Source organism: Paraburkholderia gardini (genome assembly GCF_907164545.1).
Lineage (GTDB): Bacteria > Pseudomonadota > Gammaproteobacteria > Burkholderiales > Burkholderiaceae > Paraburkholderia > Paraburkholderia gardini.
This window is the reverse complement of sequence record NZ_CAJQZB010000048.1, coordinates 25242-45060: the sequence shown is the minus strand read 5'-3', so window position 1 is coordinate 45060 and position 19819 is coordinate 25242. Positions and strand designations below refer to the sequence as shown.

The following is a 19819-nucleotide window of genomic DNA, read 5'->3' as shown; positions in this document are numbered from 1 at the left end:
CTTGGCAGGTCTGCACTTCGTCGTCTTCGCTATGTTGATGCTCGTTCATGCTGCGCCGATTATCCAAAGTTCCTAACACGCTCTAGCTGGCCGATGCCTGCTTCGTCGACCCGCGCGAAGCCCGCAGTTGTCGCACCAGCGCCAGCATCCGTTCATTCGCGGGCAACGCGCTGAACGTTTCCACTTTCGCACGCGCATGCCGGATGAGCGAACATCGCAGATCGTTGTCCGTCAGCAGACGTTCGATTGCCTGAGCCATGCCCTCGACGTCACCCACCGTGACCAGGAGCCCGGCGTTGCCCCCATCGAGCTGATCACGCGGCCCCGTGGGACAATCCGTCGAGATGATCGGCGTGCCGAGCGCCATCGCCTCGCTCAGCACCATCGGAAGCCCCTCATAGCGACTGCTCAGCACCAGCATTTCAGCCTGCCGGATATGCGGAAACGGATTCCCGCAAAAACCGAGAAAATGTACCGACGCGCGAATCCCGAGTTCATCGACGAGTTGCTCCAGCGTCCCCCGATCACGCCCCTCGCCTATCAGCACGAGATCGACGGGCTCGCGCATCCGCATACGCGCTTGTGCGTACGCGCGCAGCAATGTCCGGTGGTCTTTCTGTCCTTCGTCCAGCCGCGCCACGGACACGATGAACCGCTCCGCAGCCTTATCAACTGCCACGCGTGCATTGCGACGAATCGCTTCCAGATCGATCACATTCGGCAGTTCCACGATCGCGAGGCCGGTCGAGGCGAGCAGATCGGTCGCTTCGCGGAACATATCCGGCGTCAACACGGCGATCGCCGAGTACCGCAAATAGTGACGGATGCGCCGCGCGCGATATCGCGCGCTCTTGCTGCCGAGCCGCGTCGCGAGGCTGAAGTGACTGACGCCGAACCAGGGAAGATCGCCACTGCCCGCCAGATGTCTCAGCGAAAAATCGAAGTCGCACACGATATCGTGTTCGCGCGCGATCTCGCGAAATCGCTTTCCGGCCAGTGGCCGGATCGCGGCGTAGGTGAGCAGCTTGTGCAGCAGCTTTTTGCCGCGGCCGAGTTTGCGCCCGCGCGCGTCGTTATGCCACGCATGCATCCACTTCTGCGACGCCAGTACGTGTACCGGCACGTCTTCCGGAATGGACCGCGCACGCCATGAGGCTAGTTCGTCGGTCGGATATCCGACCGACAAGCTGGGCGAGAAATAGCGCCGGTCGAGCATATTGAGCCACGACAGCAGTGCGGTCTCCGTGCCGCCATTGCCGAAGTCGTTGATGTGAAACAGGATACGCAATGGTCGCTCAGGGGGCGCCAAATCGTGGCCGGCGGTATCGTATTTCATGCGTCAGATCTGTGTGAACCGTTTTGATACATCGTTGTGGGGGGTGGCCGTTTTTCCCTTATCGTCGGTCGCCCAGTCCACATGGAAACGGACGAAGCGGATCGCGCAGGTGGAAGAAGATGCGACTTCCGTTCGCCGCTGCCAAGTAGCAAGCCTGCGAACGACCAGAAAGCAAGCATCGTCGTCTGCCACATGAAGTCATCGGTGAGATTTTTGGCAATCATCCCGGCCACCAGTGCGATACCAGCTGCACACACCCACGTCGCGGTACGCCGGAATCGCCAGAAGCGCAGCACAAGACACAGCAGTAGCAGGCTCTGCAACATCACACCGATCACGCCCGTCTGCAGCCACGTATTCAGAAAGAGATTGTGCGCATGAGTAGGTGCCTGCGGCTCGAGGTTCAGCAGGCTCGCCGGCATCTGCGCGCGGTACGCCATGCCTGGCAGTGGCTTGCCAAACCCGATGCCGGTCCATGTGTGCGATTTACCCACTGCACTGTAGAAGGCCCACAGCTTCGGACGTGTATCGGAAGAGACCGTGTCATCGATTCCAGATAGCGACGCCGGCACATAGAACGTGTGCCCAGCCACGACGACGACGTGTTGCGCTGGCGGCGGTGCCGCATTGCCGAAACGCAGCCGCGCACTTAGCTCCAGCGTGCCGACGCCCGCGACGATGACCGCCAGAACCAGAACCGATGCCAGCAGCATGCGCTTACGGTACAGGGGGAACAACGCGACTAGCAACGTCACGACCACGGCAGGCCAGAAGAACCGGTTAAGCGTCGCCAGACCGACGAACAGGCATGCGACGAGGCCAACCAGGCCAGCCAGGCGCCGGCGCGCCCCCAATATCAGGCCGGAAATAACGGGAATGGCGAATATTGCGAGCGTACTCGTGTGGCCGACGCGATTGTAATAGTGCAGCGGGAAAGTCTCAGGTGTCGGCGGTTGCAGATGGCCCCAGTTGAGCGCGCTCATGATCGCGAGCAACAGGCATGCGACCCAGGTTACCAGTGCAAGACGCGCCGGCTGCTCTGCCCGCGATCCGACCAGCCAGAAAGCCCAGAATGCAACGAGCGGATACAACACTTCGTCAAACCACGCATGCAGACTGACCTTCGGCCAGACGGACCACGCGACCGCGCCGGCCGTCCACGCCGCCCACGCGAGCACTGGAACCATCAGCGGCCAGCGCAGCACGGACGGGCGATCAGCCGAAAAGGCAGCGCCGAGCGTGCCGATCGCCAGCACGACCAGGGCCACGTTGACGATGCCCGTCATGTGACCAAACATCACTACAAACAGGATGGTCGGGCAGGCGATCCAAAGCGCCTGTCCGACGCGCATGGACGCATTTTTCACGGAGATTTCACCAGAATACTTCGCAGTGCATTACACACCGATTCGACTGAAAGGCGATTCATACAACTCGTATAATTGCCGTCCCATGCGACGCAGGTTGTCTCGTCGCGGTCGCAGCGGCGGACCCACGCGAGCTTTCGACGAAAGATGAATGGCTGATCGCGGCACGGCATATCGGCTATGGTGACGGGAACGAAAGGCGCGTCGCGCCAGTATTTCCCGGCACCGTGGATGGACGCATTACCCGGTCCAAACAGCGCAACCGCCGGCACTCCGACGATGCGCGCCAGATGCGCGACCCCAGTATCGGGACAGACGATCGCCGCCGCCCCGGCATACAGATGCCACAACTCGCCGAGCTCAAGCTGCCCGGCCAGGTTCGGATGCGACGGATCGGGATCGATATCGCTAATCAGATCGATCTCGCGCGGGCCACCGCTCCACACTGGAATATAGCCGAGCGACACAACGAACTGCGCGAGCTCACGCCACCGGTCTTGCGGCCAACGCTTCATGCTGGTGCTTGCGCCGGGATGCAGCACGACGTAGGGAGAATCGGGAAAGGCCTCTGCATCCGGCAGTGCGACATACGGTGGCGCAGGCCAGTCCGCAGGCTGGAAAGGGCGCGGCGGCGGCCCCTCGATCAGATCGGCCGTGAGGTCCGCCCACGCGGCAGGCGTGACGGGATAAGGCAAAGCTTCATTCACGGGCCAATTCTTCCAGGCTGGCACGTCGCCCTCATGCGCGACGATCCAGCGGCATCCCGCGCCGAGCGCAATCCAGGAAAACCGGTTATCTCCGGCGACGATGCCCAGATCGTAAGGGCCCGAACCCAACACCGCCTTGACGGTCGACGAATCACGCGGATCGAACGGCATGACGTCCACGTCGAACGGCCGACCGGCATAGATCGGAACAATGGGCTTCGGACAGAGCAAGACGATCTGCGCGAGCGGATGCAACGCGCGCAGTTTCGCGATAAGCGGCGTGAGCAGTAGCGTGTCGCCAAGCAGCAAATGATGCGCGATCAGAATGCGTTGCAACCTGGCCGGTCTGCGACGCAGCGGTTTAAGCGCTAGCCTCGGCAAGGCCCGCGCGAATACGCGAATACGTCCGGGAAGTCGACTCATCGTGTCATGAAAGGGCTGGTGCCGCGCTCGCTCTCAATGCCTTCATGTTGCCGGACAAGGCCTCATGCGCAGGCAGGATCTCGGATGGATTGATTCTTGTAGATCGCATCCAGTAGCGCAGCGCCTGTAAATGTCATAGCGGACGTAAACCGGGAATCAAGGCGCTGTTGCCCGCGCCGCTCCAATAATCAAGGTGGATCCTGTCAACACGGTCCTTCTGGACAATCTCAAATTGTAGCATGTGACCCTTGGTACCTTGACGTACTGGGGTCAGCGACGAGCAGGCCCCGCTCCACCTTTTCTGGCGTCGATGTCTTTTGCCAGCGTCAGTAGCGCTTCGACGTGGCTGGCCACGCTTGCGTCGTAGAGCACGGGGCTGGCGGATCCGCCGGTTCCGCCCACCAGTGAACTCGCCCGTGGTTCTTCGGCTCGGCGTTGCAAAGCAGCACGCTCGACCACCGCGCGCAAGCTCGACTCGTTGCCCGGCTCGAAGATGAACTTTGCGTGCATCGCAATCGCGTCGGCACAACCGATGCTCGACGGAAAGATCACTGGTGTTCCGCACATCACAGACTCGACACCTACCAGACCGAAAGGCTCGTACTTCGACGCGAGAATCGTAAAATCGGCGGCGCGGTACGCGTCTTCCAGTTCCTTGACGTAGCCGATGTAGCGCACGCGCCCGGACGTCCGTTCAGGCGGACGCCCCGCGACGGCTACGACGATCGGCAGCGACGTACTGCGCAACGCGGCTTCGATCAACGGCAGGCCCTTGCGCTCATGGCTACTCGACGGAAAAAGCAGCACGATTTCATCGTCCGCGAACCCGAATCTGTGTCGTAGTTCGGCACGCCGTCGAGCATCGACAGGTGCGAAGCGCGCGCCGTCGACCGGTGGATAGAGCACGCGGATCTTTGCGTCATCGATGCCGTACAGTTCACGCAACTCGTCACCCATCAGTTTCGAATGCGCGACGATCACGCTCGCCTGCTCGTACTGGCGACGCTCCAGTGCGATCTGCCGGCGATCCGAACTGCTCTCTTTACGACCCGTCGCGCGAAGGAAACCCAGATGCGTGCCGCCGCAAATTGCAATGTCGGATACATCGACACGATTGCAACCGATAAGCACATCGATCGCTTCGGCACGGCGGGCGCGCCGAAGCCGCCAGGCGAACCAGTTGTCTCGCAACTTGCCCGGAAGGAACGAGACGTTGATTCGATATGGTTTGACGAGCCCGCTTTCCGGCACCGACATGTCAAATCTGCGCGCGAAAAACACCGGCTCGATACCCACATCGGAGAGGCCGCGCACGACATCCATTGCGTAGCGCTCGAGGCCGCCGCTGTGTTTCAGGGCGTTGCTGGAGATACCAATCTTCATGCTCGACGCTCGTACGTCGACACGCTCACGACCCCTGTCATGCTGCGTCCTGCTGGAACTGGATGCGATGCAAATGTGCATACAGACCGCCGTGCGCGAGCAATTCACGATGACTGCCCCGCTCGACGATGCGTCCCGATTCCATCACCAGAATCCGGTCGGCACGTTCAATGGTCGAGAGCCGGTGCGCAATTACGAGCGTCGTGCGTCCCTTCATCAACGTTTCGAGCGCCGCCTGCACGTGGCGTTCCGATTCCGAGTCGAGCGCGGATGTCGCTTCGTCGAGAATCAGGATCGGCGCATCCTTGTAAATCGCACGTGCGATCGCAAGACGCTGGCGCTGCCCGCCGGACAGCGTCATGCCGTTGTCGCCAACGAGCGTATCGATACCTTCCGGCATCGCCGCGACGGTGTCCCACAGGTTGGCCGCGTGCAGCGCACCTTTCACACGCTCGCGGTCGGCCGGGGTGCCATAGGCGACATTGTTTGCGACTGTGTCATTAAAAAGCACCACGTCCTGACTCACCATCGCGATCTGGCTGCGCAGCGAGTGGATGTTGTATTCAGGCAGCGCAACGCCGTCGACGAGAATCTCGCCGCCCGCCGGATCGAAGAAGCGCGGCAGCAGGTTGACGAGCGTCGTCTTGCCGCTGCCCGACGGGCCGGCCAGCGCGACCATCTCGCCCGGCGCGATGCGGAACGACACACCGTCCAGTACTGGCCGGCTTTCCCCATAACGGAACGATACGTCGCGGAATTCGACCTCACCGTTCGAACGTTCCAGTTGCCGGCCGCCGCCTTCGGGCTCCGAAGGTTCGTCGATCAGGCCGAAAATCAGTTCGGCTGCGGTCATGCCGCGCTGTAATGGCTGGTTGACGTCCATCAGGTGCTTGAGCGGCGAGATGATCAGCAGCATCGACGTGACGAACGCGACGAAACCACCGACCGTCGTCTGGTCGTTCGACGACTGCACCACCGCAATTGTGATCACGACCGCAAGCGCAATCGACGCAAGAAACTGCGTCAGCGGTTGTGCGAGGCCTCCAGAGATAGTCATACGCATCGAATAGCCGCGCAGGCGCCGGCTCATTTCCGTGAACCGGTCCGTCTCGTACTTCTGACCATTGTGAACCTTGACGACCTTATAGCCGCCTACGGTTTCCTCGACGATGTACGACAGTTCATTCGTGAGCGCCTGGCTTTCCCGGTTCAGACGCCGCAGCCGCCGGTTGATCTTGCCGACGAGCCAGCCGATGCCAGGCAGCAGAACAGCGACGATCAACGTCAAACGCCAGTTCAGATAGAACAGATAACCGAGCAGGAACACGACCGTCAGTGAATCGCGCACGAGGGTGACCATCACGCCAGTCAACACGTTCAGAATCTGGTTGACCTCAAAGACGATCGCGTTAATGATCGTGCTCGCGGTTTCCCGCTGAAAGAACGCGACACTCGTGTGGATCATGCGGTCGAACATCTTCAGACGCAGTTCAAGCAGGATCTTGTTCGACACATACGAAAGCAGATAGCCAGACAGGTATTGCGCTACGCCGCGCACCAGCGCAAGGCCAATCACGGCGGCCGGCACGAACCATTTCGCGGCGGCGCTGCCGTGCGCGCCGAAACCATGATCGAGCAACGGTTTGAGCAGCGCGGGAATACCGGCCTCGGTGGCCGCCACAACACCCATCGTGGAGATTCCAGCCACGACGACCCACATCAACGGCTTGATGTATGGCCACAGCCGATTAAAGACGACGCCAGGAGAGGTCTCACCTGAACCGATTGGTTTGCTTAACGTGGGCTTCGCGCTCAAGGAATCCTCTGAGAAAGCGGATGAACATCCACCCGAAGGCGGAAGACAAAACGACATTTTAAACCGGGCAGCGTACCTGCCCTTTCTTTTGCCCTGCATCGGTGTCAGGCATGTGTCGCATCTTTGCGCCTCAGACCTGCGAACAGGTAGGCAAGCCATCCTGTGTATACTTGCCCGGCACGTTCCGGCCCTTTCGCTTTGCGCTCATCAGCCGCCATTCACACGCAACTTCAACGCATCCAGGCATGAAACAAACCACGCTCGGCGTCGCGATCATCACGAGAAACGCAGCAGCCCGGCTCGCCGAATGTCTACAGGCCGTCGCATTCGCCGACGAAATCGTTGTCGTCGACAGCGGCAGCACTGACGAAACTGTCGACATCGCCCGCGCGCACGGCGCCCGCGTTGTACAGCACACGGACTGGCCGGGCTTTGGCAGGCAGAAAAATCGCGCGCTGGACGCGCTCGCCACCACCTGGGTGCTCTCGCTCGACGCCGACGAAATCGTATCACCCGAACTGGCCGCGTCCATCCTCACGGCGATCCAGGCGCCTGCCGTCGACGTGTACGCTGTAGACCGGCTGTCGAGCTTCTGCGGCCACTGGGTCCGCCACAGTGGCTGGTATCCCGACTGGATTCCGCGTCTTTTCAGGCACGGTTGCGCCCGTTTCTCCGACGATCTGGTACACGAGCGCCTCGTGTTCGACGGACCGTTGCAGCAACTGGCCGGCAAGCTCATGCACTACTCGTACGAGGACTTCGAAGCCGTGCTACGCAAGCTCGACGCCTACTCGACGGCTGGCGCCCGGCAGCGTCATGCCACCGGACAGAGCGGCAGCTTCGGCATGGCAGTCGCGCGCGGCGCCTGGGCTTTCGTGCGTACCTACGTGCTACGGACAGGCTTTCTCGACGGCCAGGCAGGCTTCATGATCGCCATGTTCAATGCGGAGACGGTGTACTACCGGTTTCTCAAACTGGCACGCCTGCGGGAGCCGCAGCAATAGGCAGCCGGCCCGCTTCTGCGCGCATCAATACACAATCTCAATCGAACTACCCGCGAACTCGCCGCGCAACGCAGCGATGAGTTCGTCCGTCGGCTTGACGCGCCAGGCGTCGCCCAGACGCACTTCGCCTTCCGCGTGCTCGCTGCGATAGACGACCTGCACGGCGAGGCCGTTGGGTATATGGACAGGCGTACGCTGCCGGTCGCCGCCATAGCCACCGCCTCCATTACCACCACGCCCACCACCGCCACCGCGTGTGGCGACCGGCGCGGCCTTCGCTGCCTCGTCGGGGCCGGCGCAATAGACTTCCAGCACGCGACGCAGCGCGATCGCGTCCGCATTCCCGTTCATTTCGACTTTCACCGCCTGCGCATAACGGCTACGCGCGCGTTCGAGGTCCATCACGGTGTCGACCGTGAAGCGGATGCCGCCCGTAAACGCGTCGTTGCGCGCCTGCCCTTGCACCACCAGCAGTTCGTCTTCCTTGAAGAGCTGCTTGTGCGCCTCGAACGTTTCGTTGAATACCGTCACTTCGCACTGGCCCGTGCCGTCATCCAGCAGCGCGATCAGCATCTTGCCGCGCTGGGTCATCTGCGTGCGCATCGACGCGATCACGCCGGCCACCAGCTTGTCGCGCCCTTCCTTCAGCTCGCCGATCTTCTGGCGCACGAAGCGGCGCACTTCGCCCTTGTACGCATCGAACAGGTGGCCCGAGAGATAAAACCCGAGCGCAGCCTTTTCTTCCTGGAGCTTTTTCTTTTCCGCCCACGCCGGCTCATCGACAAGTTCATGACCTTGCGAAGGCTCGTCGCCCATGTCGAAGAGGCCCGCCTGCATCGCGTTGGCGCTCGCCTGGTCGGCCGCTTCCATGGCGAGCGACACCGAGGCGATCAGCTGCGCGCGGTTGTCATGCAGCAGATCGAACGCACCCGCGCGTATCAGCGCCTCGACCGTGCGGCGGTTCACCATGCGACGGTCGATACGGTTGCAGAAATCGAAGATATCGATGAACGGCCCGTCATCACGCGCACGAAGGATTTCTTCGATCGCGTTCTGACCGCTGCCCTTGATCGCGCCCAGGCCATAGCGGATTGTCTTCGAACGCTTGCCGTCGGCTTCGGCGACCGGTTCGAACCGATACGCCGACTGGTTGATATCCGGCGGCAAGACCTTCATGCCGTTCGAGATGCAGTCTTCGAACAGGATCTTGACCTTGTCGGTGTCGTCCATGGCGAGCGACATATTCGCCGCCATGAATTCCGCCGGATGATGCGCCTTCAGCCACGCCGTGTAGTACGCGAGCAGCGCGTAGGCCGCCGCGTGCGACTTGTTGAAGCCGTAGCCCGCGAATTTCTCCATCAAGTCGAAGATTTCATCGGCCTTTTCACCCGTCAGGCCGTTCTTCGCCGCACCTTCGCGGAACAACGCGCGGTGCTCGGCCATTTCCTCGGCCTTCTTCTTGCCCATCGCACGACGCAACAGGTCGGCGCCGCCCAGCGAATAGCCGCCGATGATCTGCGCCATCTGCATCACCTGCTCCTGGTAGACCATGATGCCGTAGGTCTCTTTCAGAACAGGTTCGACGCGCGGGTCCGGATACTCGACGACTTCGCGCCCGTGCTTGCGCGCGCAGAAGCTCGGGATCAGGTCCATCGGGCCCGGACGGTACAGCGCCACAAGCGCGATGATGTCTTCGAAGCGGTCAGGCTGCGCGTCCTTCAGCATGCCCTGCATGCCGCGGCTTTCCAGCTGGAACACCGCAACCGTATTCGCCTTCTTCAGGATCGAGAACGACGCGGGGTCGTCGAGCGGCACCTGCGCGAGCGACCAGTCCTGCTTCGAAGGGTCGAGACGGCGGATGTAGCGTTCGGCCCAGTCGAGGATCGTCAGCGTGGTGAGACCCAGAAAGTCGAACTTCACGAGGCCGACGGCTTCGACGTCGTCCTTGTCGTACTGACTCACGACGCCGCTCTCGTCCCCCTGCGTGTACAACGGACAGAAATCGGTCAGCTTGCCAGGTGCGATCAGCACGCCGCCTGCGTGCATGCCGACGTTACGCGTGAGGCCTTCCACACGTTGCGCGAGTTCGAGCAGCTGGCGCACTTCGTCTTCGTTATCGAAGCGCTCCTGCAAAAGCGGCTCTTCCTTCATCGCGTCGGCGATCGTGACGTGCTTGCCAGGCTTGAACGGAATCAGCTTGGCGATGCCGTCCGTGAACATGTAGCCCAGATCCAGCACGCGGCCGATGTCGCGCACCGCGGCCTTCGCGGCCATCGTGCCGAAGGTCGCGATCTGCGAAACCGCATCCGCGCCATACTTCTGCTTCACGTACTGGATGACACGGTCGCGCCCTTCCTGACAGAAGTCGATATCGAAGTCAGGCATCGATACCCGTTCCGGATTCAGGAAACGTTCGAACAGCAGGTTGTAGCGCAGCGGATCGAGGTCGGTGACGCCCAGTGCGTACGCGACCAGCGACCCCGCGCCCGAGCCCCGCCCCGGGCCGACCGGCACGCCATTGTTTTTCGCCCAGTTGATGAAGTCGGCAACGATCAGGAAGTAGCCCGGAAAGCCCATCTTGATGATCGTGCCGCACTCGAATTCGAGGCGCTGGAAATACGTGTCGCGCTGGGCTTCGCGTTCGGCGAGTTCCGGATACAGCTGTTCGAGCCGCTTTTCGAGGCCTTCTTTGGACAGCTGGACGAGATAGTCGTCGAGCGACATGCCATCAGGCGTCGGGAACAAGGGTAGCTTCGGCTTGCCGAGTTCGAGCGTCAGATTGCAGCGTTTCGCGATTTCGATGGTATTCGCAAGCGCCGACGGAATGTCCGCGAACAGCGCGGCCATCTCATCCTGCGTACGGAAATACTGGTCAGTCGTAAAGCGCTTCTGGCGGCGCGGATTGGCAAGTATGTCGCCTTCGGAAATACAGACACGCGCCTCATGCGCGGTAAAGTCGTCCGGCGTCATGAACTGCAACGGATGCGTGGCGACGACCGGCAGTTTCAGCGCCGCCGCGATGGCGACGGCCTGCTGCACGTACGCTTCGCCACCCGGCTGGCCGCAGCGCTGCAACTCGATATAGAAGCCGCCCGGAAACAGTTTCGCCCAACGTTGCGCATTGCGCTTCGCGGCTTCCTCGTTGCCCGCGGCGAGGGCAAGACCGATGTCGCCCTGCTGCGCGCCCGAGATCGCGAGCAGCCCTTCGCCCAGACCCGATTCGAGCCAGCTGACTTCGACTTCGGCACGACCGCGATACTGGTTCGTCAGCCACGCCCTGGAAAGCAGTTCGCAGAGGTTCAGATAACCCCGCCGGTTCCTGACGAGGAGCAGCAGCCGCGAAGGCTTGTCTCGGTCGTCGGGATTCGTGATCCAGACGTCGCAACCGGCAATGGGTTTGACCCCTTTGCCACGCGCTTCCTTGTAGAAACGAACGAGACCGAACGCGTTGCCGAGATCGGTAAGTGCGAGCGCGCCCTGACCGTCGCTGGCAGCGGCCTTGACGATGTCGTCAAGGCGCACGATGCCGTCGGCAATCGAGAATTCGGAGTGGACGCGAAGATGAACGAAGCGGGGATCTGACATGGGCGACATTGTAACTCCACCCTCCCGAACATTTGAGCCGAAAACCGGCGCGTCAGCCATCCGGCCAGGGGTGACGACGGCACGCGCGCCGCCACGCGGGTCTTGACGCCTCGCGGCGAAGTCTCCGGTATCCGGTTTGGCGGGCGCGAGCCCGGCAAGTTGCGTTCGATCACTGGCCATCCGGCCAGCTTGCCGGCGCGATCGCGGGATGAGGGATAATACGGATTCAAGACTTCCTGCCGTGGCCGCATGGCGTGCATCGGCCGCATCGTACGAATTACGCTGCGAATGCGCGTTCAGCGCCAGCGGCCACCCATTACTGCTGGACCATCATGAGTATCGTTAATCTCGCTGCCTATCAATTCGCGACGCTGGACGACATCGTCGCGTGGCGCCCTCTCGTCACCGACCGCTGCAATGCGCTCGGCCTGCGCGGCACGATCCTGCTCGCGCCTGAAGGCATCAACCTGTTCGTGGCCGGCACGCCGGAAGCCGCGCGCGACTTCATCGCCTATCTTCGTCGCGATCCGCTGTTCGAAGGCCGGTTCGCGGGCCTGCAGTTCAAGGAAAGCGTTTCTGAAAAGCAGCCGTTTCGCCGCATGCTGGTCAAGCTCAAGCGCGAGATCATCACGATGAAGAAACCGGCCATCCGCCCGGAACTCGGCCGGGCGCCGTTCGTCGATGCACCCACGCTTAAAACGTGGCTCGACCGCGGTCATGACGACGCGGGCCGCCCGGTCGTGATGCTGGACACGCGCAACGCGTTCGAAGTCGACGTCGGCACGTTCGATAACGCGCTCGATTACCGCATCACGAGGTTCAGCGAATTCCCGGAAGTCATCGAACAGAACCGCGCGGATCTCGAAGGCAAGACCGTCGTGTCGTTCTGCACAGGCGGAATTCGCTGCGAGAAGGCCGCGATCCACATGAAGGAAGTCGGAATCGATAACGTCTATCAGCTCGAAGGCGGCATCCTGAAGTATTTCGAGGAAGTCGGCGGCGCGCACTACCATGGCGAGTGCTTCGTATTCGACTACCGCACGGCCCTCAATCCACAACTTGAACCGACTGCAACGGCGCAGTGCTTCGGTTGCCGCGCGGTCGTCAGCGCGGAAGCGCAGAAGTCACCGCTGTACACGCCCGGGAAAACCTGTCCTGAATGCCATCCCGAAAGGAATCGCGCACAGGCTGCGTAGTCACGCAAATGACGGCGCCCGCCGAGGCCCCTGCAACTGGCACCGGGGCGCCCCCTGCCTGCCGGGGGCGCTTCGCCCCGTCACCCACCGGCCCGCTGCATTTCGGCTCGCTCGTGAGCGCGCTCGCCAGCTGGCTCGACGCCCGTGCGCATGGTGGCACGTGGCTCGTCAGAATCGAGGATGTCGACGCGCCGCGTACCGTCCCTGGCGCCGCGCAGGATATCCTCGCTACCCTCGCCCGCTTCGGCATGCACGCGGATGAACCACCGGTGTGGCAAAGCGAGCGGTCCGAACGCTACCAGCAGGTGTTCGCGCAGCTCGAAGATGGCGGCTTCGTCTATCCGTGTGGCTGCACGCGCAGGGAAATCGCGGATTCGCTGCTTCACGCGCATGCGCGGCACACAACGCTCGCGTATCCCGGCACATGCCGCGACGGCCTGCACGGCAAGCCGGCCCGCGCGTGGCGCCTGAAGGTGCCGGATGGCGATGCGGCCATCATCACCTTCAACGATGCCTGGCAAGGTCTGCAAACCCAGAACCTGGCGACGGAAGTCGGTGATTTCGTGCTGAAACGGGCGGACGGCCAGTGGGCCTATCAACTGGCCGTGGTCACGGACGATGCGGACGCGGGCATCACCCACGTCGTGCGCGGCGCGGACCTGCTGGATTCGACCGCGCGTCAGATCTACCTGCAACGTTGCATGGGCGCCGCGACGCCCTCGTACCTGCATGTTCCGGTCGTCACGAACGAACTGGGCGAAAAGCTGAGCAAGCAGACCGGCGCGATCGCGCTCGACACGGACAATCCGCTGGCCGCGCTACACGCAGCAGCGGCGCATCTCGGTCTCGATATGGGAAACAACGTGCGAAGCGAATCGCTGGGCACGTTCTACAGGAATGCCACCAGGGCATGGTCCGAGCGCCTTGCGCAGCTCGAAACGCGCGAACAAACCTGAACGGGCGACAACATCCCGAACATCGCGGCGCGTGACCCATGCATGGGTGCGGTGCGCGTTCAGGTTCAGCCAGACAGGAAAACCACGAACGCCGGCTCGAAGATCAATGATCGAGCCGAACGATTCAGGTCGATGTCGTCTTGCGCGGCATGCCGAAACCGCCGAGCAACGCAGCAAGCGGTTGCCGCGAAGCGGGCTTTTGCGGCGAAGACGCGGGCTCTTCCGGATTCTTCGTGGAGGGCGACGGCTCGTAGGGTTTGAGGAAGAAATCGTCGACGGGCGCTGCTGCGTGGCGATGATGATGCGGACGGTCGAACGTACCCGAACCGCCTGTCGTGCGGCGACGCGCCGGACGTTCGTCGCGCTCGCGACGGGCGCCGCGCTCTTCATGATGATGACGCACGGGCACGTCGACGTGCAGAGGCTGTACTTCGAGCGGACGCTTGATCAGCTTCTCGATATCGGCCAGTTGCTTGCGCTCGTTCGGGCTGCACAGCGACAGCGCGTCGCCCGAGGCGCCCGCGCGGCCAGTACGGCCGATACGGTGAACGTAATCTTCCGGATTCCACGGCAGATCGAAGTTGATCACGGCCGGCAGTTCCACGATGTCGAGACCGCGCGCGGCCACGTCGGTGGCCACCAGCGCTTCGATTTCACCGCGCTTGAACGCCTCGAGCGCCTGCATCCGCTCGTTCTGCGTGCGGTCGCCGTGAATCGCGGTCGCCACCACGCCATCGCGTTCGAGCGAGCGCGCAAGACGGCTCGCCCCGATCTTGCTGTTACAGAACACGAGCACCTGCTTCAGGCCGCGATCGCGGATCAGCTTCACCACCGCGCCGGTCTTGTCGCCTTCCGCCACTTCGTAAACGACCTGCGTCACATTCGTCGCCGTCGAATTGCTGCGCGCGACTTCGATCGTCTGCGGATTGCGCAGATACGTCGCGGCCAGCTTCTTGATTTCGCCGGAGAACGTGGCCGAGAACAGCAGCGTCTGGCGCTCCTTCGGCAGCAGGTTCAGGATGCGTTGCAGGTCGGGCAGGAAGCCCATGTCGAGCATGCGGTCGGCTTCGTCGAGCACGAGCATCTGGACCTGGCCGAGGTTGGCCGTCTTTTGCTGGACGTGGTCGAGCAGGCGCCCCGGCGTCGCGATCAGGATTTCCACGCCGCGCCGCAATTCGGCCGACTGCGGGTTCATGTCGACGCCACCGAACACCACCGCGCTGCGCAGCGACGTGTGCTTCGCGTACGCATGCACGTTCGCGGCAACCTGGTCGGCGAGTTCGCGCGTCGGCGTGAGAATCAGCGCGCGCACCGGATGGCGTGCGGGCGAGGCGCTCGTGCTGGCCTGCGGCAACAGACGCTGGATGATCGGCAGCGAGAAGCTCGCGGTCTTGCCGGTTCCCGTCTGCGCGGCGCCCATCACGTCGCGGCCCGCGAGTACAACTGGAATGGCTTGCGCCTGGATCGGCGTCGGCGTCGTGTAGCCCGAGTCCGTGATGGCCTTCAGGATATCGGCGTGAAGGCCGAACTGGTCGAAGGTCGGTGTATCGGTACTGGGCGTGACGTCTGTGTCGGACATGGTGGCTTTCGCTAAAAATGCGCCTGCGGCTAAGCGTGGCAGCGGGCAAAGCCGCAGAGGACATCAGGATGAAGGCGGAGCCACGGCATGCCGCACGGGACCCGAAGAAACAGGAGAAAGAATGCGGCCGGCTCCGGCCGACGGAAACATCCGCCGGAAAGGGCGGTATTGTAGCACTTCAGCAAAAACACTCATGGCGCACCTGCCGCCTTTCTGCTCTGCCCCGCCCGACAGGCATGGCACCGATCTCGCCCGGCGCCGGGGACAGATCCCGGCGCGTCGAGCGTACCGCGTTCAGGCGACAGTTGCGTGACGCCCGCGCATCGTCGCGAAGGCGTGGGCAGAACCGGCCAGAAGAACCACCCGCTCACCACGTCTCGCGCATCACCATCAGGCGGCTTTCGGTCATGTCCTCGATCGCGTAGCGGATGCCCTCGCGCCCGAGGCCCGAATCCTTGACGCCCCCGTACGGCATGTTGTCGACGCGAAACGACGGTACGTCGTTGATCACGACGCCGCCCACGTCGAGCGTGTCCCACGCGCGATGCGCATGCGCGAGCGAATCGGTGAAAACGCCCGCCTGCAGGCCGAAGTCGCTGTCGTTGACGGTCGCGAGCGCGTCGTCGAACTGCTCGAAGCGCTCCAGAATCGCGACCGGCCCGAACGCTTCCTTGCGGTACAGATCCTGATCGCGATGCACGATTTCGAGCAGCGTGGCTTCGAACATCGCGCCGTCCACCTTGCCGCCCGCGACGATCTTCGCGCCCGCCAGCACCGCCGCTTCCATCCAGCCGGCCAGCCGGTTCGACTCCGATTCCGAGATCATCGGGCCGACGAACGTCTTTTCGTCCTTTGGGTCGCCCATTTTCAGCGACTTCGTTTTCGCGATCAGTTTTTCGCGCAGGGCGTCGTAGATATCCGTATGAATCAGGATGCGCTGCACGCCGATGCAGCTCTGCCCCGACTGGTAGAACGCGCCGAACGCGAGACGGTCGACGACGTAATCGAGCTTGTCGCGCTGGTCGCCGTCGACGATCGCCGCCGCGTTGCCACCCAGTTCCAGGATCACCTTTTTCTTGCCGGCCTTCTTCTTCAGGTCCCAGCCGACCGCCGGCGAGCCGGTGAACGACAGCAGCTTGAAGCGCTCGTCAGTGGTGAAGAGATCGGCGCCGTCGCGATGCGCGGGCAGGATCGAGAACGCGCCCTTCGGCAGATCGGTTTCCGCGAGAACCTCGCCGATGATGAGCGCGCCGACCGGCGTGCGGCTCGCCGGCTTCAGCACGAACGGCACGCCCGCGGCGAGCCCGGGTGCGACCTTGTGCGCCGCCAGGTTGAGCGGGAAATTGAACGGCGAGATGAACGAGCACGGCCCGATCGGCACGCGCTTCGTGTAGCCGTGATAACCCTTCGCGCGCGGCGAAATCTCGAGATTGATGATCTCGCCGTCGATGCGCACCGACTCTTCCGCCGCCACCTTGAACGTGTCGATCAGGCGCGTCACCTCGCCGCGCGCATCGTTGATCGGCTTGCCCGCTTCGATGCACAACGCCATCGCCAGTTCGTCGTAGCGCTCGCGAAAGCGGGCCACGCAATGCTCGAGCACGGCCTGACGCTTGAACGGCGGAAAGTCGCGCATCGCCGGCATGACGTCGACGGCAGCGCCGATCGCTTTATCGATGGCTTTCGCGTCGGCGAGCGCGACGCGCGTCGCCACTTCGCCGCTGAACTTGTCGGTGACTTCGAGATCCGTGTTCGCCGCGACCGGTTCGTTCGCGAGGTAGTACGGGTAGGACTTCTTCAACATGTCGCGTTCTCCCTTCAACGATGCAGTGTGCAATGCGCCCGCAGCAGTCTCAAATCTGCGCGCTCAGCCGTTTGATCTCGCGATTGAGCACGCGTTCGTTATCCGAGTAGTCGATCGGCAGATCGATCACGTGCACGCCCGGCGTCGCGAAGCATTCGCGCAGGAGCGGCGCGAATTCGGACGCGGCCTCGATCCGGTGCCCCTGCGCGCCGTAACTCTTCGCGTAGTCGACGAAATCGGGGTTGCGCAGCGTCATGCCGTAATCGGGGAAGTTCATGTTCTCCTGCTTCCAGCGGATCATGCCGAACGCGTCGTCGCGCAGGATCAGGATCACGAGATCGAGCTTGAGCCGCACCGCTGTTTCGAGCTCCTGCGAGTTCATCATGAAGCCGCCGTCGCCGCACACGGCCATTACCTTGCGGTCCGGATGCACGATTTTCGTCGCGATGGCGGACGGCAGCCCCGCGCCCATCGAGGCGAGCGCGTTGTCGAGCAGCAGCGAATTCGGTTCGTGCGCACGGTAGTAGCGCGCGAACCATATCTTGTACATGCCGTTATCCAGACACACGATGCCGTCGACAGGCGTGGTCTCGTACACGTCGTTGACGATGCGCACCGGATACATCGGAAAGCGATCGTCGAGCTGCCCTTTCACGAGATGCGCCTCGAAATGTTGCTTGATCTCCTTGAAACGCGTGAAGTCCCAGTGCTCCTGACGCGACTTCAGGCTTTCCTTCAGTTGCCACACGGCGTTCGCGATATCGCCCACCACTTCGATCTGCGGGAAATACACGGTATCGACCTCGGCACCGAGAAAATTCACGTGAATCACGGTCTTCTCGCCGGCTTCGCCGCTGCGCATGAAGAAGGGCGGCTTCTCGATCACATCGTGGCCGACGTTGATGATGCAGTCGGCGTGATCGATCGCACGGTGGACGAAGTCGCCGTCGGAGAGCGTCGCGTTGCCGAGCCACATTGGATGCGATTCGTCGATCACGCCCTTGCCCATCTGCGTCGTGAAGAACGGAATGCCGATCTGGTCGACGAATTCACGCAGCATCTTCGTCGTGGTCTTGCGGTTGCCGCCGGCGCCGATCATCAGCAACGGATGCTGCGCCTTCGTGATCGCCTCGACCGCACGCGCGACCGCCTTTTCCTCGGCGACGGGCCGGCGGCTGAAACTCTTTGGAATCGGCTTGCCGTCGCCCTCTTCGTGCGCGACGTCCTCGGGCAACTCCAGATGCGTGGCGCCTGGCCGCTCTTCCTCGGCCTGACGGAACGCCTCGCGCACCGACGCCGGAATATTCGCGATCGACACGATCTGCCGCGTGTACTTGGTGAGCGGCTCCATCATCCGCACGACGTCGACGATCTGGAAATGGCCCTGCTTGCTCGACTTGATCGGCTTCTGTCCGGTGACCATCAGCATCGGCATGCCGCCCAGCTGCGCGTAGGCCGCTGCCGTCACGAAGTTGGTCGCGCCCGGGCCGAGCGTCGCGAGACAGACGCCGGTGCGGCCGGTGAGGCGCCCATAGGTCGCCGCCATGAAGCCAGCAGCCTGCTCGTGGCGCGTGAGGATCAGACGGATTTTCGAGCGACGCAGCGATTCGAGGAGATCGAGGTTTTCCTCGCCGGGGATGCCGAACACGTACTCGACACCTTCAGCTTCCAGCGACTTGACGAACAGATCCGAAGCTTTCATTTGAGAGTCTCGCTTGACGAACGGGCGCGGGCACACGGCCTGCGCGATGTGATCCGGAACGGACGGTTCAGGCCGAAAACGATGTCACGCGCCGTGAAGACCGGCAGCAGGTTCGGGCGCGAGTCAGACAGCTTACTCCCGGCGGACGAAAGATGCGCGCGGGCGGGTAGCGCCATCCAGGATGAAACGATGACGCTGGAAGGATCCGCGCGAAATGGATGCAGCAAGGCAGCGCGAAGCGCGGCCAGGCGGACGAAACGACGCCAGGACTAGCGGACGATCGTCACGCAGTCGGACAGGATGGGCGGCGCATTCTCGCCGTTCGTTGCGTCGTAGAGTTCGGCGCGCGGCCCCCTGGTCCACCATGTATAGCTGCCCGCCTGGTACTTCACGCCCGAGGCGGACAGGGTGTTGACGAACAACATCTGTTGCCCCTTGACAGGCACCAGCGCGAAGCTCTGGCCGTTGACAGCGTTCCAGTACGTGACCTGCAGGATCCTGCCGGTCGCGCAGGTGTATTGACTCGTATGACGGCTCTTCGCCTGGGTGTCCGGGAGACGAAACGGTTCAGCCGACGCGGCATTGCACATGACGATCGCGCCGGATATCGCCGACGCAACCACGAATCCTGTTTTCATCGAATGCCTCAGGTCAGATGCCAGATTGCGATCCACGGTGCCGCATGCGCGCGTCATGGATCGATCACGTCGGCGCATGCGTCGGTGGGCGCGGCGGCGACGTGACCGACCACCGGCACGATCTTCAGGCCCGCCGATGCGATCCGGCACGGCGCAGCGGCGAGGCCGCAGCCGGTGAGCCCCGCGCACAGCGCCATCAGCACGCACGAGCGCATCAGCATGCCTCGCCCTCGCCGCGGATGAAAGTCGATGTCCGCACCCGCCACGTCATCCGTTCGACGCGCCGCGTGACCATCGGCCTTCGCGGCATGCAACAGAGTCGA

14 protein-coding genes are annotated in these 19819 nt (G+C 62.7%); 3 read left to right on the top strand and 11 right to left on the bottom strand.

Annotated elements, in window-relative coordinates; all coding sequences use genetic code 11:
• Positions 1 to 82 precede the first annotated feature (82 nt).
• From LPA37_RS25080 to msbA, 5 genes are all read right to left on the bottom strand, one after another.
• Entirely contained in the window at positions 83 to 1336 is a 1254-nt protein-coding gene (locus LPA37_RS25080; RefSeq protein ID WP_229013997.1) for a glycosyltransferase, read from the bottom strand.
• The gene (locus LPA37_RS25075; RefSeq protein ID WP_407672617.1) at positions 1333 to 2688 is read right to left on the bottom strand and encodes an O-antigen ligase family protein; all 1356 of its coding nucleotides are present in this window, start codon (positions 2686 to 2688) and stop codon (positions 1333 to 1335) included. The genes LPA37_RS25080 and LPA37_RS25075 overlap by 4 nt, the downstream gene beginning before the upstream one ends.
• Before the next feature lie 11 nt (positions 2689 to 2699).
• On the bottom strand, positions 2700 to 3833 hold the full coding sequence (locus LPA37_RS25070; RefSeq protein WP_229013995.1) for a glycosyltransferase family 9 protein: 1134 nt from the start codon (positions 3831 to 3833) through the stop codon (positions 2700 to 2702).
• Between the two features lie 270 nt (positions 3834 to 4103).
• A complete protein-coding gene (locus LPA37_RS25065; protein ID WP_229013994.1) occupies positions 4104 to 5216 on the bottom strand; it encodes a glycosyltransferase family 4 protein in 1113 nt (370 codons plus the stop codon).
• 37 nt (positions 5217 to 5253) lie between these two features.
• Positions 5254 to 7032 (bottom strand): lipid A export permease/ATP-binding protein MsbA, encoded by a 1779-nt coding sequence (msbA, locus tag LPA37_RS25060; RefSeq protein WP_229013993.1) that lies wholly within the window; start codon positions 7030 to 7032, stop codon positions 5254 to 5256.
• A 245-nt stretch (positions 7033 to 7277) separates the two neighbouring features.
• Here msbA and LPA37_RS25055 point away from each other — a divergent pair, with 245 nt between their 5' ends.
• Positions 7278 to 8036, top strand: a complete 759-nt coding sequence (locus tag LPA37_RS25055) for a glycosyltransferase family 2 protein (RefSeq protein ID WP_229013992.1) — start codon at positions 7278 to 7280, stop codon at positions 8034 to 8036.
• A 24-nt stretch (positions 8037 to 8060) separates the two neighbouring features.
• Here the strand turns inward: LPA37_RS25055 and dnaE are convergent, their stop codons facing one another.
• Complete coding sequence (gene dnaE / locus LPA37_RS25050; protein WP_229013991.1) at positions 8061 to 11630, bottom strand: DNA polymerase III subunit alpha; 3570 nt, start codon at positions 11628 to 11630, stop codon at positions 8061 to 8063.
• Positions 11631 to 11953: 323 nt separating this feature from the next.
• On the opposite strand from dnaE, the gene LPA37_RS25045 reads away from it, so the two are divergent.
• Positions 11954 to 12817, top strand: coding sequence for a sulfurtransferase (locus LPA37_RS25045; protein ID WP_229013990.1), 864 nt, complete (start codon positions 11954 to 11956; stop codon positions 12815 to 12817).
• Between the two features lie 8 nt (positions 12818 to 12825).
• Positions 12826 to 13773, top strand: a complete 948-nt coding sequence (gene gluQRS, locus LPA37_RS25040) for a tRNA glutamyl-Q(34) synthetase GluQRS (protein WP_229013989.1) — start codon at positions 12826 to 12828, stop codon at positions 13771 to 13773.
• 124 nt (positions 13774 to 13897) lie between these two features.
• Here the strand turns inward: gluQRS and LPA37_RS25035 are convergent, their stop codons facing one another.
• The 5 genes from LPA37_RS25035 to LPA37_RS27850 form a co-directional block, all read right to left on the bottom strand.
• On the bottom strand, positions 13898 to 15352 hold the full coding sequence (locus LPA37_RS25035; RefSeq protein WP_228981879.1) for a DEAD/DEAH box helicase: 1455 nt from the start codon (positions 15350 to 15352) through the stop codon (positions 13898 to 13900).
• Positions 15353 to 15719: 367 nt separating this feature from the next.
• The gene (locus tag LPA37_RS25030; RefSeq protein WP_229013988.1) at positions 15720 to 17156 is read right to left on the bottom strand and encodes an aldehyde dehydrogenase family protein; all 1437 of its coding nucleotides are present in this window, start codon (positions 17154 to 17156) and stop codon (positions 15720 to 15722) included.
• A gap of 49 nt (positions 17157 to 17205) precedes the next feature.
• Entirely contained in the window at positions 17206 to 18858 is a 1653-nt protein-coding gene (locus LPA37_RS25025; protein ID WP_229013987.1) for an acetolactate synthase large subunit, read from the bottom strand.
• Between the two features lie 269 nt (positions 18859 to 19127).
• Entirely contained in the window at positions 19128 to 19448 is a 321-nt protein-coding gene (locus LPA37_RS25020) for an MliC family protein (protein WP_228982081.1), read from the bottom strand.
• A gap of 101 nt (positions 19449 to 19549) precedes the next feature.
• Positions 19550 to 19717 carry a DUF6726 family protein gene (locus LPA37_RS27850; RefSeq protein ID WP_324251765.1) on the bottom strand — a complete coding sequence of 56 codons (168 nt, stop codon included), beginning with the start codon at positions 19715 to 19717 and terminating at the stop codon, positions 19550 to 19552.
• Positions 19718 to 19819 lie beyond the last annotated feature (102 nt).